17 protein-coding genes are annotated in these 16155 nt (G+C 61.5%); 6 read left to right on the top strand and 11 right to left on the bottom strand.

The features are described 5' to 3' along the window. Positions 1–58: 58 nt before the first annotated feature. Genes FJ938_RS21445 through FJ938_RS21420 form a run of 6 tightly spaced genes read right to left on the bottom strand, consistent with a single transcriptional unit; the run spans position 59 to position 3383 of the window. Positions 59–388 (bottom strand): hypothetical protein, encoded by a 330-nt coding sequence (locus FJ938_RS21445; protein ID WP_140697150.1) that lies wholly within the window; start codon positions 386–388, stop codon positions 59–61. Continuing rightward, positions 385–1074 (bottom strand): hypothetical protein, encoded by a 690-nt coding sequence (locus FJ938_RS21440; RefSeq protein ID WP_181169151.1) that lies wholly within the window; start codon positions 1072–1074, stop codon positions 385–387. Before FJ938_RS21440 ends, FJ938_RS21445 begins: the two co-directional genes overlap by 4 nt. Positions 1075–1119: 45 nt before the next feature. Beyond that, entirely contained in the window at positions 1120–2514 is a 1395-nt protein-coding gene (locus FJ938_RS21435) for an amino acid permease (protein WP_140697147.1), read from the bottom strand. Positions 2515–2528: 14 nt separating this feature from the next. Then, positions 2529–2690 (bottom strand): hypothetical protein, encoded by a 162-nt coding sequence (locus FJ938_RS21430; RefSeq protein WP_140697144.1) that lies wholly within the window; start codon positions 2688–2690, stop codon positions 2529–2531. Between the two features lie 15 nt (positions 2691–2705). Next, positions 2706–3083 carry a hypothetical protein gene (locus tag FJ938_RS21425; RefSeq protein WP_140697141.1) on the bottom strand — a complete coding sequence of 126 codons (378 nt, stop codon included), beginning with the start codon at positions 3081–3083 and terminating at the stop codon, positions 2706–2708. 12 nt (positions 3084–3095) lie between these two features. Continuing rightward, a complete protein-coding gene (locus FJ938_RS21420; RefSeq protein WP_140697139.1) occupies positions 3096–3383 on the bottom strand; it encodes a hypothetical protein in 288 nt (95 codons plus the stop codon). Between the two features lie 288 nt (positions 3384–3671). Here FJ938_RS21420 and FJ938_RS21415 point away from each other — a divergent pair, with 288 nt between their 5' ends. From FJ938_RS21415 to FJ938_RS21400, 4 genes are read left to right on the top strand one after another with little or no spacing between them, the layout of a single operon-like run. Next, positions 3672–4805, top strand: coding sequence for an aminomethyltransferase family protein (locus FJ938_RS21415; RefSeq protein ID WP_140697136.1), 1134 nt, complete (start codon positions 3672–3674; stop codon positions 4803–4805). 41 nt (positions 4806–4846) lie between these two features. Then, a complete protein-coding gene (locus tag FJ938_RS21410; RefSeq protein WP_140697133.1) occupies positions 4847–5443 on the top strand; it encodes a dimethylamine monooxygenase subunit DmmA family protein in 597 nt (198 codons plus the stop codon). After that, positions 5440–6405 carry a PDR/VanB family oxidoreductase gene (locus FJ938_RS21405; protein ID WP_140697130.1) on the top strand — a complete coding sequence of 322 codons (966 nt, stop codon included), beginning with the start codon at positions 5440–5442 and terminating at the stop codon, positions 6403–6405. Before FJ938_RS21410 ends, FJ938_RS21405 begins: the two co-directional genes overlap by 4 nt. A gap of 9 nt (positions 6406–6414) precedes the next feature. Beyond that, entirely contained in the window at positions 6415–7455 is a 1041-nt protein-coding gene (locus FJ938_RS21400; protein WP_140607320.1) for a DUF3445 domain-containing protein, read from the top strand. Between the two features lie 209 nt (positions 7456–7664). On the opposite strand, the gene FJ938_RS21395 is transcribed toward FJ938_RS21400, so the two are convergent. Beyond that, positions 7665–8390 (bottom strand): XRE family transcriptional regulator, encoded by a 726-nt coding sequence (locus FJ938_RS21395; protein ID WP_140697127.1) that lies wholly within the window; start codon positions 8388–8390, stop codon positions 7665–7667. A gap of 258 nt (positions 8391–8648) precedes the next feature. On the opposite strand from FJ938_RS21395, the gene FJ938_RS21390 reads away from it, so the two are divergent. After that, positions 8649–10007: an NAD(P)/FAD-dependent oxidoreductase gene (locus FJ938_RS21390; RefSeq protein WP_140697124.1), complete on the top strand. Its 1359-nt coding sequence runs from the start codon at positions 8649–8651 to the stop codon at positions 10005–10007. Between the two features lie 15 nt (positions 10008–10022). Continuing rightward, on the top strand, positions 10023–10601 hold the full coding sequence (locus tag FJ938_RS21385) for a hypothetical protein (RefSeq protein ID WP_140697121.1): 579 nt from the start codon (positions 10023–10025) through the stop codon (positions 10599–10601). Between the two features lie 36 nt (positions 10602–10637). On the opposite strand, the gene FJ938_RS21380 is transcribed toward FJ938_RS21385, so the two are convergent. The 4 genes from FJ938_RS21380 to FJ938_RS21365 all read right to left on the bottom strand — a co-directional run bounded on the left by FJ938_RS21380 (position 10638) and on the right by FJ938_RS21365 (position 16029). Beyond that, complete coding sequence (locus FJ938_RS21380; RefSeq protein WP_140697118.1) at positions 10638–12617, bottom strand: ABC transporter permease subunit; 1980 nt, start codon at positions 12615–12617, stop codon at positions 10638–10640. Further along, on the bottom strand, positions 12614–13693 hold the full coding sequence (locus FJ938_RS21375) for a glycine betaine/L-proline ABC transporter ATP-binding protein (RefSeq protein ID WP_140697116.1): 1080 nt from the start codon (positions 13691–13693) through the stop codon (positions 12614–12616). Before FJ938_RS21375 ends, FJ938_RS21380 begins: the two co-directional genes overlap by 4 nt. Before the next feature lie 75 nt (positions 13694–13768). Next, the gene (locus FJ938_RS21370; protein WP_140697114.1) at positions 13769–14743 is read right to left on the bottom strand and encodes an ABC transporter substrate-binding protein; all 975 of its coding nucleotides are present in this window, start codon (positions 14741–14743) and stop codon (positions 13769–13771) included. A 416-nt stretch (positions 14744–15159) separates the two neighbouring features. Next, entirely contained in the window at positions 15160–16029 is an 870-nt protein-coding gene (locus FJ938_RS21365; RefSeq protein WP_140697112.1) for a DUF427 domain-containing protein, read from the bottom strand. Positions 16030–16155 lie beyond the last annotated feature (126 nt).

Genomic DNA, 16155 nt, shown 5'->3' with positions numbered 1-16155 from the left:
TGGAGATGTACCGAATGAGTTCCGGGAATTCAATGGGATGAAAAAAATATTCCTGTAGTTATATATCTGCCTGCGTACCACCCCCGGCAGCATCGCCCTCGTGGCGTTCGCTGTGAACCCATTTGGCGGTGCGGACGCGTGCGATCTTGTAGGCGTCGAGGATCGATAGCGCATAGATCAGGAAGCCGCCGGCATGGCGCCCGATGAAGCTGGCGTCCGGCGGGGCGATCTTCATCGTTATCCACGCCAGGATCACCATGAAGAAGATGAACTGCAGGCCGCGCACCGGCACTCCGAGAATGACGTGTCCGCTTGCCGGCAGGATGATTGCCGCGCCGAGAACCAGATACGGGTTCGGTGGAGCGGGCGCATTGGTTGTGCTGGTCATGCGGCCTGCCGTTCGCTTCGGTTGATGGCGCCCCGCAGCTCCGAGAGAGATACCAGCAGCCGCTGAATCAGTGCCGCGTCGATCTGCGCGTCCCCGAACGCGGCTTGCCGGAAAACGCCGTAGCGCGCGCGCTCGGCCTCGGCCAGCAGCCAGACAATGCGCACTCCGTTTGGCGTGATCAGCAGCTCCTTGGCGCGCCCTTCTGAAAAGGGTTCCAGATGGTCGGCGATGATGCCTTGCGGGAAACGCGTGCCTCGCCGGTTTGTCCGCAGCACCGCCTCAGCGGGAAAGCGAGGCGCTTTCGGCAGCGTGTGCTGGAGATGGTCGAAATTGGAGAATGTCGTCGGCGAGCCCGGCCGCATCATCATGTCGAAGACCGCGGACACCGCGACCTTCTCGGTGATCGAGACCGACAGCCAGCGCGCCGGAAGTTTTCTGGTCGCCAGCGTATCGACGATGGCGCGCAACTGAACGCGTTGGCCGTTCCACGATCCTTCCCAGGTGATGACGCCGGCGGTGCCGTCCGAGACATTGGCCGCGTCGGCAATGACGGCGCGGATGCTGGCCGCATCGGCGGCGAGTGCCGCCGATGCCCTGTCGCGGCTGCGGCGCGCCAGCCACGCGAGGTGAAGGATGATAGCCAGGGCAATTGCCCCGGCAAGCAGTGCTGATGTCACCTCGGACATTTTCTCATGCCAGGCCCGTCCAGGATCTGGACGGGCCGTCTCCCATCAATAGCCCTGCGGTTTCGGCCATGGCATGGTGAATTGATCACCGCGCCGCACGAACTTGTAGCGGTAGAAATGGAACCACAGCGAGATCAGGAAATAGAAAGCGACCATCGCGATCAACTGCGAGCCGAAGCCGAGGAAGATGGCGAAGAAGGTCACCACGCACAGGCAGAACAGCACGATTGCCGGTAGCGGGTGGAAGGGGTGCGTGTAGCCGCGGCGGATCGAACCCAGCGGCCACTTCTTGCGGAACATCATGATGTTGATGCTCATGAAGGTGTATTGCAGCACGCCCGACAGGATCGAGAAGGTGATCGCCTGGTTGAGGTCGGCGATGAAGGCGAAGGCCAGCGCGATCGGCAGCAGGAACAGGATCGAGCGGTAGGGTGTGCGATACTTCGGATGCACGGCCGAGAACCAGCTCGGCAAATAGCGGTCGCGGCCAAGCGAGAACCAGGCGCGCGCGGCATCGTTGATGCAGCCATTGGCGGAGGCGATGGCTGCAAGCAGCGTCGCGACGAACAGGAGGTTTTCGAGCAGCGGGCTGCCGGTCAGCTTGCCGGCGTCCCACAGCGGATAGTAGGTGATGCCGAGATATTCCCAGGGCATTAGCGAGGCGCAGACATACCAGGTCATCGCGGCCGCGATCAGAAGCGTGATCATGCCGGCCATCGTGCCGTAGGGCAGCGAACGGGCCGGCGAACGCACTTCCTCGGCCGCCTGCGTAGTGCCCTCGATGCCGAGATAATACCAGATGCCGAACTGGAAGGCGGCGATGACGCCGATCCAGCCATAGGGCAGGGCGTTGCCGGGAGTGACCAACTCGTTGAGCTTCAGCACGGCGCCTTGCGTCCACGGACTGACCGAGAAGAACAGGATGACGATCGAGACATAGGCGATGGCCGTGATGACGAAATTGACGTTGAGCGTCATCAGCACGCCGCGATAGTTGAGCCACGCCAGCACCACGATGGTGGCGGCGATGAAGGAGTTGTGGGTAAGCCCTTCGACGCCCGCCTTGGCGACGATGGTGTCGCCGAGCAGGATGGCGTCCGACACTTCGAGCATTGTGTAGGCAAACACCAGGAACAGCGCGACGTTGAAGGCCATCAGCGGCCCGACGATGTGCTTTGCTTGCGCGTATTGGCCGCCGGCGGCGGCGACGGTCGATGTCACTTCGGAATCGATCATGGCGACCGAAGTGTAGAGCAGCCCGACGATCCAGCAGACGATCAGCGCCGCGAGTGCGCCGCCCTTGTCGGCCGAGAAATTCCAGCCGGTGAATTCACCAACCAGGACGATGCCGACGCCGAGCGCCCAGACATGGGCCGGGCCGAGCACCCTGAGCAGCGAGACCCTGTCGCCGTGGATTGTCGGTTCAAGTGTGATCGTCATCGTTCAACCCCCACTCAAATCCGGTGTTTTTCTGAAGCGGCCTCGAGCTCGCCTTCGCGCGAGGAGGTCAGAACGTCCTCGGTATAAGTCGTATCGACCTTGAACCAGTCGTAGAGCATCCACAGCGCGAGCACGATCGAGATGCCCCAGCATGCGTAAGAGAGTGCCATCCACATGATCTTGTCCCCCGATTATTTGTCGTCGAATTTTTCGTTGATGACATCGCGGTATTCGCGGTCGGAGGCGCGGAACAGGAAGACGAAATAACCGATCAACACTGCTGCCATGATGATCAGCGTCGGCCAGTCGATCACATAATGGAAACGGTTCTGGATGACGTCATGTGCCGTTTCCGGCGTATAGCCGAGCTTCTCCCAGATCGCGGCCATGGTCGGATTCTGGCCAAGCGCTTCCCATGTCTTGGCGTCGAGCGCGTCGATGGATTTGGCCGCTCCGGCAAGGCCCAGTTTCAGCGGCAGCCACAGCGCCACGAAAATGGCGACCACGACGACGATGATATCCAATATCTGACCGGTTTTGCTCTGTTCCGGTGGCGTATAGCGGGACATGTTCTCTACCCCTCAGGACTTGCGGTTGCGGAACGCGTCGGCGTTCTTGATGTCGAGCCCGTAGATGAAGTCCTTGTCTTCCTTGTAATGGTTGACCATCGCCAGGATGGCGGCTGTATTGAAGATCAGCACACAGGCGGCGGCGATCGCCACCACGACCTTTATCCCCGTGTGCGGGATGTAGGGCCAGGTCATGATGAGGACGAAGAGGATCGTCGCCCAGAGGCAGATAATCAGGAGCGCGGATCCGCGCACGTCGGAACGATACAGCGCTTCGATGCGCTGCTGCAGGTCTGACATCGGTTTTCCCCTTTATTCCGACGTCCGGGTCCAAATTCGCCGGCCGTCGCCCTCTTTCAAGAGAGTGAAATTTTTTTCATAAATTCAGGCCGATTTCCGGAATTGTCAAGGCGAATTTACGCTGAGTTAACCGCCTGGCCCTGGGCAATGAATTTTGCCTGACAATGAAATTATTTGCTTTCAGGGGATTGCGGGTCTCCCTCGTTTGCGGTCAATATTCGCGCAAAGCCTCTGCCGCTGTGCAAAGGGGCAGGGAACATCAACGACTATCGGACGGAGGACGATCGGATGACGGCATCCTGGAGATTTTCGACCCTGGCGGATCGCCATCGCGCGCTGGGTTCGAAGCTCGAAGACTGGAGCGGCATGGGAACCGCCTGGACCTACGACAAGGACGCCGACGAGGAATACATCGCCATCCGCACCAAGGCCGGGCTGATGGATGTTTCCGGCCTGAAGAAGGTCCATATCACCGGGCCGCACGCCTCGCATCTGATCGATCTCGCCACCACGCGCGATGTCGAAAAGATCTATCCCGGCAAGTCTGCCTATGCCTGCATGTTGAACGAGGCGGGAAAGTTCACCGACGACTGCATCCTCTACCGCACCGGGCCGAACGCGTGGATGGTCGTGCATGGCTCCGGCACCGGCCATGAGGAGTTGCAGCGGGCCGCCATGGGCCGTGACGTGTCGCTGCGCTTCGACGACAATCTGCACGACCTGTCGCTGCAGGGGCCGACAGCGGTCGATTATCTGGCCAAGCACGTGCCCGGCATTCGCGACCTCAACTATTTCCACCACATGCAGACGCAGCTGTTCGGTTTCCCGGTCATGATCTCGCGCACCGGCTACACCGGCGAGCGCGGCTACGAGATATTCTGCCGTGGCCAGGATGCCGGCACGATCTGGGACAGGATTCTTGAAGAGGGCAAGAGCGCCGGCATCATTCCATGCCGCTTCACCACGCTAGACATGCTGCGCGTTGAAAGCTACCTGCTGTTCTACCCCTACGATAATTCGCAGAAATACCCGTTCGAGAACGAAGGTCCCGGCGACACGCTGTGGGAACTCGGCCTCGACTTCACCGTCAGCCCGGGCAAGACCGGCTTCCGCGGTGCGGAGGAGCATTATCGGCTTAAGGGCAAGGAGCGCTTCAAGATCTACGGCGTGCTGCTCGACGGAAAGGAGCCCGCCGACGAAGGCGCGCCGGTCTATCGCGACGGCAAGAAGGTCGGCGTGGTGACCTGCGCCATGTATTCGCCGCTGGTCGAGAAATCGATGGGCATCGCCCGGCTCGACGTGGATTGCGCGGTCAAGGACACCAAGCTTGAAATCCGCAACAAGAGCGGTTCCATCAAGGCGACGGCACAGCCCTTGCCCTTCGACGATCCCAAAAAGACCAAGCGCACGGTGAAAGGCTGAGGCATAATCGGCAGCGAGGGGTTCGAGGCACGAAGACTTAAATGGCAGCCAAAAGCATCATCAGCCGGCCGGTCTACGGAACGCTCTCTCCGCAGCCCGGCAAGCACCATCTTTTCATCGCCGATGCGGAGGGGGCGCTCGCTATATCGGAGATGGCCGCGAAAGCGCCGGCCGGCTTTTTCGACGAAGCCGAGATCGTCTTCATCCCCGGTCCTGACGGCAAACACATCGCTGCGCTGGAATCGCTGAGGCCGGCGCAGTTTCACCAGGCGCCCTCGTTCGCCAGTCTGCTGCCGAGGCTGAAGCAGACGCTGAGCAATGCGCATATGGGCCTGCGTCTCTATCTCTCCGGCACGGAAGGCCTGATCGGCCAGGCCATGCAGGTGGCGCTCGAAGCCGGTATCGATCACACTTCCATGCAGACCGAGCATCGCGGCTCGCTGGCGCGGCGCATGCAGTGCGTGCACTGCAAAGGCATCACCGAGAACGTGACGACGCAGCCCGCCACCTGCTTGCATTGCGGCCTGCTGCTCCTGGTCCGCGATCATTATTCCAGGCGCCTCGCCGCCTTCCAGGGCGTGTGCATCAATGCCGAGGATCGCAGCGAAACTCCTCCGGTGGAGGAGGCCTTCCCATGAGCACCGGCACAACCAAGCTCGATGTGGTGGTCAGCGATGTCGTTCCGGTAAACGACCTCGTTACCCGCTTCCATTTCCGCCGGCGCGACGGCGAACTTCTGCCGACTTTCTCCGGCGGCGCCCATGTCGTGGTCGAAATGCGCGACGGCGAGCGCACCAGGCTCAATCCCTATTCGCTGATGGGCTCGCCGCTCGACACGCGCGAATACACGATCTCGGTGCGCCGCGACGATGCCGGACGCGGCGGCTCGCTGTTCATGCACAGGAGCGTCAAGCCGGGCCTGGAGATGGTGATCAGCTATCCGGTCAATCTGTTCTCGCTCGACCTCAGGGCGAAGAAGCACCTGATGCTCGCCGGCGGCATCGGCATCACGCCGTTCATGGCGCAGACCGCGCAGCTGGCGGGGGAGGGCGGCAATTTCGAGCTGCACTACACCTGCCGCACCGCCTCGCTCGGCACCTACGCCGATGTGCTGCGGGAACGTTACGACCGCCGCGTCCGGCTCTACCATGACGATCGCGACGAGCGCATCGAGCTCGACCGTCTGTTATCGACTCAGCCGCTCGGCACGCATCTCTATGTCTGCGGTCCCGCCGGCATGATCAACTGGGTGCGCGACCGCGCGGCCGCCTTGGGCTGGCCTTCGGAGGCCGTGCATTTCGAGCATTTCGCGGCACCCCAGCCGGGTCTGCCCTTCGATGTGACGCTTGCCGTCAGCGGCAAGACGATCCGCGTCGGTTCGCAGCAGAGCCTGCTCGAGGCGATCGAGGCGGCTGGCGTCGATCCGCCCTATCTCTGCCGTGGCGGTGTCTGCGGCCAGTGCGAAACCAATGTCATTTCGTATGACGGCAAGTTCATCCACAACGACCATTGGTTGAGCGAGGACGACCACCGCTCCGGCTGCAAAATCATGCCGTGCGTGTCGCGCTTCGAGGGCAAATCGCTGGTCTTGGAAAGATAGGAGGCGAGCTTGGGAATCACCTTTCGCAAGGAAACATTCCGCGACGATTTCACCTTCAGGAACAGCCCGGAACACATCAGGCGGTTCCCGTTTCCGTTCCACGAAGACGCCTACATGTACGCGGTCAACATCGAGCCGCATGTCGTCGGCCCGAAGGGCAGCGTGCTCGAGAACCTGATCGATGTCGACGAGCACTATGTCGCCGAGATGCAGGACCGCGCGCTGGTGCTGGCCGAGGACCCGCTGCGCTGCCAGTCGCTGCCGCACATGACCTTGGCCGGTTGGGATCTGCTCGAGCTTTTGATGGAGCAGCAGGCGCTCGGCTATCCCGAGCATTTCACGCTGACGCGCGACGGTGACCGCTGGCGCTGGATCAACAGGCCGCTCGGCATCGACGACACCTTCACCTTCGGCGATACGTCGACACTGCCTTACGGGCCGATGGAATACATCACCCGCCAGAGCCAGGGCGATTTCTGCATCCTCGACCAGCGCGACGGCAATCTGTGGATGGATGCCGGCATGGTCACCACCCAGGCCGACTGGTCGCTCGATTTCGACATCGGCATGAACTTCTTCGAATGGCACGCGCCGGTGCCGCTGGCACATGAGAAGGGGATTTTCACGCGCGCGCTGAAGTTCCTCACCAACATTCAGCAGGGCAAGCCGGCACGGCGTCTCAACTGGACGATGACCATCAATCCGCGTCTCGATACGAGCCCGGAAAATTACCACAAATGGGGGCCGGACCGGGCGACGGTCACGCCCGAGAATGTCGGCGACAAGGTGCATCTGCGCGTCGAATTGCAGAGCTTCTGGCGGCTGCCGCGCTCCAACGGCATCGTCTTCCCGATCCGCTGCTACCTGATCAAGATGGATGAGCTGGTGACGCAACCGAAATGGGCACGGCGCCTGCACCGCGTCATCCGCGACCTGCCCGAGGAACTCGCCACCTACAAGGGCCTGACGCGCTATCGACCGACCCTGGTCGAATGGCTGTCGAAGCTCGATGACGGCAGTCCGACGAGCCCGGGATTTGGGCCGGACTGAGCAATGCTCGCGAAACTGCCGATCTCCCCCTTGTGGGGGAGATGCCCGGCAGGACACGGGGGGGCGTGAAGGAACGCAAGCCTTGCCCACTTGGCGAAAGGCAAACAACCTCCTCAGGTAGCAGCTACGATCGATTGATAAGTCGGCGGGACAGCGCCCCCCTCTGGCCTGCCGGCCATCTCCCCCTCAAGGGGGGAGATCAACTCCGCTTACCCCGCACTATTCTGCGGGTAACAAATAATCGACAAATAACGCATCGGCAGCTGCGTCAGCTGCTCGGGCCCGTGCGGCGCGTCGGCGTCGAAGAACAGACTATCGCCGGGCTTCATCGGATAAAGATTGCTGCCGTGCCGGTAAACGACCTCGCCTTCGAGCATGTAGAGGAATTCCATGCCCTCATGCTGGAAGGTCGGGAACACGTCCGAATCTTCGGTCAGCGTGATCAGATAGGGTTCGACGACCACACCACTGGTGTTGGAGCCGATATGGCCGAGCAGATTGTACTGGTGGCCGGCGCGCGTGCCGCGGCGCTCGACGTCCAGTCCTTCGCCGGCCTTGACGAAAACGGCGCTGCGCTCTTCCTCGAAGCGGCGGAAGAAGGCTGTCACGGGAACCCCAAGTGCCCGCGACAGCGCCTGCAAGGTGGTCAGCGACGGCGAGGTGATGCCGTTCTCGATCTTGGATAGCATGCCGAGCGAAATGTCTGTGGCGACAGCGAGGTCGGCCACGGTGATGCCGAGCTTCTTGCGGAATGCGCGTACCTCGCGGCCGATCGCGACCTCCAGCACTTTTTCGCGCTTGTCGCGAATGGCATGCGGATTCTGCGTCAGCGGCGCGCGAATGGCCTTTCCTTCCGCCAAGGCCTTCAGCTGCGGCTTCGGCTTGGCGGTCGTGGAACCAGGACCAATGTTGGAAGCGGAAATTTTCTTCGCCATGTCTCCCGACCCCAGGATTTATTTCACTCAAGGTGAACATGTCAGGTGCCGATACAGGAGCGCAACCGCGACGGCAAGCCATCTTGTGTCGCATGCGCCGGTCCCATGATCGCGGCCGCCGCAGTTTTTTCCGCCAGGAATTCATTGCGCGCGAACGTGGTTCCCGCAGTTGGCTGTTGACAGCACCAAAGGGCCAATTACTGTCACTGTCAGTGAAATTTGTTTCGCTGGGGAAATCAAAAAAGTGGAGGCCCGGAAATGAACACTCGCGTTGCCGTCATCGGAGCCGGACCGTCCGGTCTGGCACAGCTCAGGGCCTTCAAGTCGGCGGCCGACAAGGGCGCCAATATTCCCGAAATCGTCTGCTTCGAGAAGCAGGCCGACTGGGGCGGCTTGTGGAACTACACCTGGCGCACCGGCCTCGACGAACACGGCGATCCGGTCCATGGCTCGATGTATCGCTACCTCTGGTCGAACGGGCCGAAGGAATGCCTGGAATTCGCCGACTACACCTTCGAGGAGCACTTCGGCCGGCCCATCGGCTCCTATCCGCCGCGCGCCGTGCTGTGGGACTACATCAAGGGCCGTGTCGAGAAGTCGGGCCTGCGCAAATGGGTGCGCTTCAACAGCCCGGTGCGCATGGTGACGTTCTCGGACGAGACGAAGAAATTCACCGTCACCGCGCATGACCGCACCAACGACGTCACCTATTCGGAAGAGTTCGACAATGTCGTCGTCGCCTCCGGGCATTTCTCGGTGCCCAACGTTCCATATTTCGAGGGTTTTTCGACCTTCAACGGCCGCATTCTCCACAGCCACGATTTCCGCGACGCCATGGAGTTCAAGGGCAAGGACATCCTGATCATCGGCCGCTCCTATTCGGCCGAGGACATCGGTTCGCAATGCTACAAATACGGCGCCAAGTCGATCACCTCCAGCTACCGCTCCAAGCCGATGGGCTTCAAATGGCCAGACAATTGGAAGGAAGTGCCGCTGCTGCAGAAGGTCGTCGGCAAGACGGCCCATTTCAAGGACGACTCGACCAAGGATGTCGACGCCATCATCCTGTGCACCGGCTACCTGCATTCCTTCCCGTTCCTGACAGACGACCTCAAGCTCAAGACAGCTAACCGCATGTGGCCGCTGGATCTCTATGAGGGCATCGTCTGGGAGAAGAATCCGAAGCTCTTCTATATCGGCATGCAGGACCAGTTCTACACCTTCAATATGTTCGATGCGCAGGCCTGGTTCGCCCGCGACGTCATCATGGGCCGCATCAAGCTGCCCTCCGCCAAGGCGATGGCCGAGCATGGCGCCAAGTGGCGGGCGCGTGAGGAGACGCTGGGAGACGCCGAGCAGATGATCTGGTTCCAGGGCGACTACACCAAGGAATTGATGGACCAGACCGATTATCCTGGCTTCGATGTCGAGGCGGTCAACCGGACCTTCATGGAGTGGGAGCATCACAAGGCGGAAGACATTATGAGTTTCCGCGACCACGCCTATCGCTCGCTGATGACCGGCACCATGGCGCCGCTGCATCACACGCCATGGCTGCACGCGCTCGACGATTCGATGGAGAGCTATCTCGAAGTGAAGGGCGTCGCGGCGGAGTAGCTCTGGGAGTCATTCTTGGCTGACAAAGATCAATCTGATCTCTTATCTCCCGTCAGCGATCTAGGATTCGCGCGCCTACTTCTAGCGGAACTGCATGACGATCTTCCGAGCAAGGTTGCGCGGTTTCGCCAGCTTTCGGATCTTTCCAATGCGCTGGGATCGAGCGGCACAATGCTTCCCGGCGGCGAAACGACTTACGCGGCTTGGATTGAAGCGCGCGCGAGCTTCGTACACGGAAATTTCATAGCAACAGTACTGCTGTGTCAGGGGCTCGCGGAGCATATGCTGGCCGCACATCTCGCTCTTGGTATTAACGGCGAGAAGTTGCCGGATCGTATTTCGTTTCAGGAAACCCTGCGCAGGTGTGTCTCACGGAACGTAATTACGCAGAATGATTCAGATGATCTGCGTCGTCTGATGGACTTGCGTAACCCACTTTCCCACTATCGGAGTATCGACGATCCTTCGAATCTCTCGCGGCGTGTACTCAACACCATGTCGCCAGCCGATGACCATTTGCAAAAGGACGCTTCTTTCGCCATCAGCATGGCTGTTCGATTGCTGGCATTACCTGTCTTTCGATTGGGGGATTGAGCTGCGAACTTCGGCGGGGTAGCGCTCGGCTGCTAGCTAACCAAGCCTTGCCCTGGCCTTCGCCGTCCAGGCGTTGAACAGCCGGTCGGCGACAATGCCGATGAAGGCGATGGCCAGGCCCGCGACGATGCCCCGGCCGGAATCGGCCTTCGACAGCGCGATGAACACCTCCTGGCCAAGGTCGCGTGTGCCGACCATGGCGCAGATGATGATCATCGCCAGCGCCATCAGGATGGTCTGGTTGACGCCGAGCATGATCTCGGGGAGCGCCAGCGGCAATTGCACGCGAAAGAAGGTCTGGCGCGGCGTGCAGCCGGAAACCTTCGCCGCCTCGATCAGCGCCGGCGGCACCTGCCGGATGCCGTGATTGGTGTAGCGGATGGCCGGCACCACGGCGAAGGCGACGGTGGCGATCATCGCGGTGACGTCGCCAACGCGAAACAGCATCACCACTGGAATGATGAAGCAGAAGGACGGCAGCACCTGCAGTGTGTCGATGATGGGTGTGACGATCTTCTCGAAGCGGTCGCTGCGCGATGCCGCGAACCCGATCGGGATGCCGATCAGGCAGGCGATGAAGGCCGAGATACCGCAGAGATAGACTGTCGCCATGGTCTTTTCCCAGAGTCCGGTCACGGCGCAGAAGGCGGTCAGCGCCGCGACGAGCGCCGCCAGGCGCAAGCCTGAGAGTTGATAGCCGGCAAGGCCAAGCAGGAACACGGCACCCAGCCACGGGAAACCCTCGCAGAAAGCGCGCACCGGGTTGAGCACGTTGAGGATAAGCGCGACGCGGAACGCCTCGATCGTGTCGAAGAAGTTGATCGTGACCCAGTTTACCGCCGCTTTCCACAGCGGCGCCGTTGTGAATGTGATCGCCTTCGGCACTGCCGCGAAGGCCGGCACCAACAGGCTGAGCAGGGTCGTCACGATGAGGATGGCGACGGCCAGCGACAGATTGGGGTGGCGCCGCCAGACGCCTGGGGTCGTCTCTTGACGGATATGACCCCTGGCCTGCTTGTGTGCGATGGCCTGGCTCAGCCGGTCGAGCGCGATGGCGAGCGCGACAATGGCGAGACCCGCTTCCATCGCCTCGCCGACCTTCAGCGCGCGCAGCGCCAGAAGCACATCGTAACCCAGGCCACCGGCGCCGATCATCGACGCGATGATCACCATGTTGAGCGCCAGCATGATCACCTGGTTGACGCCGACCATCAGCGTCGGCCGCGCCGAGGGCAGCAGCACCCGCCACAGTTTCTGCCGCGCCGTGCAGCCGGCCATGTCGCTGAATTCGCCGATTTCCTGTGGCACGCGCGACAGCCCCAGCATCGTGGCGCGCACCATCGGCGGCGTGGCGAAGATGGCGGTGGCGATCATCGCCGACACCGGGCTGTTGCCGAACAGAAGCAGCATCGGGATGAGATAGGCGAAGGTCGGGATCGTCTGCATCAGGTCGAGGGCAGGGGAGACCACCAGCCTTTCCGCCCACGGCTTGCGCCAGGCCCAGATGCCGGCGAACAGCCCGGTGACGATGCAGAACGGCACGGCGATGGAGATCAGCGCCAGCGTCAGCATGGCGCTGGTCCACTGGCCGAACAGCGCGATGTAGAGGAAGCAGCCACCGACCAGCAGGCTGAGTTTCCGGCCTCCCACGGCATGGCCGGCGAGGAAGGCGGCGGCGCACACGCCGACCCATGACAGGCGTGGCAGGACATAGGCGTCCGCGCCATGACCGATCTTGAAATTCTTGGCCAAGAGATCGAGCGCGAAATCGAGCGGCACGCCGAGGACCGCTGTGATCGAACGGGTCAGCCAGGACAGGTTCGACTTGATCCAGCCCATCAGCGCGCTGACCCACTCGGGGATGGGGACGACGGCGCTGGCGGGATAGTTGACGGCCCAAGGAATGGTGTCTTGCAGCAGGAACATCACGAGCACGGCGGTGAGCGCGAGCGCCCAGATGACGAGCCACCGCTGAACCGGCTGTCTCACCTTGCTGGCGCTTGCCGTTACCGTCATGTGCCGGCTGCCGCGCGCTCGATGCCGGCCAACAGATCGATGACGGCTTGCGGCGTCACTTCGCCGATCGGCTTGCCGGTGCCGTTGACCACCGCGAACGGCTTGCCGGCTGAAACGATGTCGGCCGAGAAACTGGCGATCTTGGCCTCCGGCGCGACCACGCCGCCATGCTCCGCACCTTCGCAGGCGCGCATCAGGCTGCGTGCAGAGATCACCTTGGCGCGGTCGACGTCGCGGGTGAATTCGGCCACATAGTCGGTCGCCGGATTGACCACAAGTTCTTCCGGCGTACCGATCTGGATTACCTCACCGTCCTTCATGATGGCGATGCGGTCGGCGAGCCTTATCGCCTCGTCGAAATCATGGGTGATGAAGACGATGGTCTTGTGCAGCATGGTCTGCAGCCGCATCAACTCGTCCTGCATCTCGCGGCGGATCAGCGGATCGAGCGCGGAGAACGGCTCATCGAGGAACCAGATCTCGGGTTTGGTGGCGAGGCTGCGGGCGATGCCGACGCGCTGCTGTTGGCCGCCGGAGAGTTCGCGGGGGTAGAAATGCTCGCGGCCACGCAGGCCGACAAGTTCGATGACTTCGCGGGCGCGCGCCTCGCGCGTCGTCCGATCCTGGCCCTGGATGCTGAGAGGAAAGGCGATGTTGTCGAGCACGTTGAGATGCGGCAGCAAGGCAAAATTCTGGAACACCATGCCCATGCGATGGCGCCGCAACTCGATGAGTGCGGCGTCGGAAATTTTCAGCAGGTCCTTGCCTTCGAACTCGACCTTGCCGTGGCTCGGCTCGACCAGCCTGGACATGCAGCGCACCAGCGTCGATTTGCCGGAGCCGGACAGGCCCATTATGATGAAGATCTCGCCCTGGCGGATTTCGAGGTCCACGGCGCGTACGGCCCCGACCAGCCCGGCCGCGGCCACGTCCGCCATGCTGGCCTTGCCGTCGCGCTGGCGGATGAAATTGGCCGCGTTCGCCCCGAACAGCTTCCAGACATTGCGGCAGGCAAGTTTTACCGGGCGGTCATCCGTGCCCGGTTGCGGCGACCCCTGTTCAGTCCTGTCCGTCATCCAATGGTCCTTGGGGAACATCAACAGCTGAGACCCGGCCGATCAACGGCCGGGTCTCACTTCCAGTCGGAACAGTCACTGCGCCCAGGCTTTCCAATCTGCCTCATGGGCGGCGATCCAGGCGGCGGCAACGTCCTCCGGCGTCTTGCCGTCGAGGTCGATCTCGCCGCTCATCTTGTTGAGCTCGTCGGTATCGATCGTGTAGGCCTTGGCCACCTTGTAGGCGACCGGCCACTTGTCTTTCATGCCGTTCCAGGAATATTTCCAGATTTCGCCATGCGGCTTGCCGCAATCGTATTTTGCATCGGGGTTCACGCCCCATTTCGGGTCGTTGTAGCATTCGGGCGTGTATTCGGGGAATTGCACCCACTCGCCCTTGTATTTGGCCGGCGCCCAGTGCGGCGAGTAGATCCACAGCATGATTGGCGCCTTGCGCTGATAGGCCGACTCGAGCTCGGCGAACATCGCGGCATCGGTGCCGGCATGGATCACGGTGAAGGGCAGCTTCAGCGCGGCAACGCGCTCGTCGTCAAAGCCTTCCCATGTGACCGGACCTCCGAGATAGCGTCCCTTCGGTGCCGTCTCGGCGGTCGAGAACGATGCCGCGCATGTGGCGTCGAGCAACGCATGCCAGTCCGGCAAGGTCGGGCACTTTTCCTTCATATATTCGGGGAACCACCACTCCTCCTTGGCCTTCGGCCCGAGCTTGCCGAGCCGCTCGGTCTGGCCGGTGGCGTCGGACGCCTTCATGGCCTCGCCGGCGGTCGTATCCCAGAATTCCAGGCCGACATCGAGGTCGCCATTGGTGAGGCCGGTGGTCAGGCTGGAGAGGTAGTCGGCGGTCGGATACTCGACCGTGTAACCGAGCTTTTCGAGGATGCCACCGAGGATCTTGGCGTTGAGATTGACGCTGGTCCAGTCGAACAGTGCGATCTTGATCGGGTCGTTGGATTCCGGTGCGGCGGCATTGGCGATCGGACTGATGACACTTGCCGCGGCAAGTGTCAGGGCTCCCATCGGGAATTTCGAAATCAAACCACGAAATGGCATTGCTTGTTCTCCTTCAAGCTGTGTCGGTTATGGTCGTTCCCTTCTTGCGTCTTTTCTTGATTGTTCTGAAAAAAGCCGGTCGTTGCGCAAGGCCTCTGCCGCCATGCCGCAGCCAAGGCCGGCGCAGGCGCGATGATGCTCGATTTTGGTGGTGACGGATACTGCCGAGGCGGCCAGTCTCATGGCCGATGCGTCGCTGCGGGAGCGATCATCCGCGGGTCGATTGCCAGTCCTGCGGCGCCCTGCGAGGTGCGAGCCATCACGGTCCCATGATCTCGGCTGTTGGCCCGGCGAGCCCCATCTCGCAAGGCCGTTTCATGGGATGAAATTATATATACCAACGTTCATGCGGCGCAACGACTAACGCTTCGCTCGCGGCGGAATTTCAGACTGCAGGCGAAGTTGTGCGGATTCGCTCAGAAATAACCGTTCGAGGCAGCGGTGGCTTCCTTCGGAACTTCGACGCCGTCGACCAGGATCTTGTCGACCAGTTCGTGGTGGAAGCAGACCAGCCCTTTGATACGCTCCGCCTCGTGCACCGGCTCCGGATAATACCAGACAAGGTTCTCGTGCCGCTTCTTGGCTGTCGTCACGTGGTAGTAATTGGAGATACCCTTGTAGGGGCAGCGCGAAATGTAGCGGCTGGGTGCGAACATATCGAGCCGCGTATCCGAGATCGGCAGATAGTGGCGCACGGGATGGCCGGTCTCGAACAAAAACACCCCACGGCGGGAATCGGCGACCTGCTCGCCATCGAGGATGACCTGCACCCGCCGCGACGAGGGCAGGCAGTCGACCCTGCGGAACGGGTCGCGGGCATGGACGAAAATCTCCTCGTCCTCCTCATACCAGTGCGTCATCTTGGGCCAATAGAAGGACATGTAGTCCGTCGGCAGCGGGGACCCCTTGACCGGATCGAGATAGCGCCAGGCGGCATCCTCGACCAGTGTGATGCCGGTGTTCAGGGAGTAGTGCGTGGCGACGCCCTTGAACGGGCTCTCGGTCGTCGTCGTGCTTGGCAGCAGGAACTCCTCGCGCACGTCGCTCATCGGGAAATAATAGACGGGCAGGTGGTCGGATTCGTAGAGCACCAGCGCCTTGGTCGTGTCGGCGACAATCATCGAACCCACTTGCACGCGCAGCCGCTTCTGCATCGGCATGGTGAAGGCGACGTAGCCCGGCTCGAACTCATACTGCATGATGTTGTCGAGCAGGGGGAAATGCGGCCCGCGGCCGCGCAAATGAGGCTTGCGAATGGTAGTCTCCCGTTTCTTTTCTTTTGTCATCGAGCGTTGGCCAAAAGTGAGATGAGCTTCGGATTGAGCTGTTGTATCGGAGAGGGTTTCCGGGCGGCGGGTTTCTCCTGCATCAAACTGCTGGAACGATGGCCCCCACCGCTCTTCGCAACCCTG

The organism is Mesorhizobium sp. B2-4-14 (assembly GCF_006442155.1).
Classification (GTDB): domain Bacteria; phylum Pseudomonadota; class Alphaproteobacteria; order Rhizobiales; family Rhizobiaceae; genus Mesorhizobium.
The sequence above is the reverse complement of the archived record's forward strand: the minus strand, read 5'-3'. Positions and strand labels throughout refer to the sequence as shown.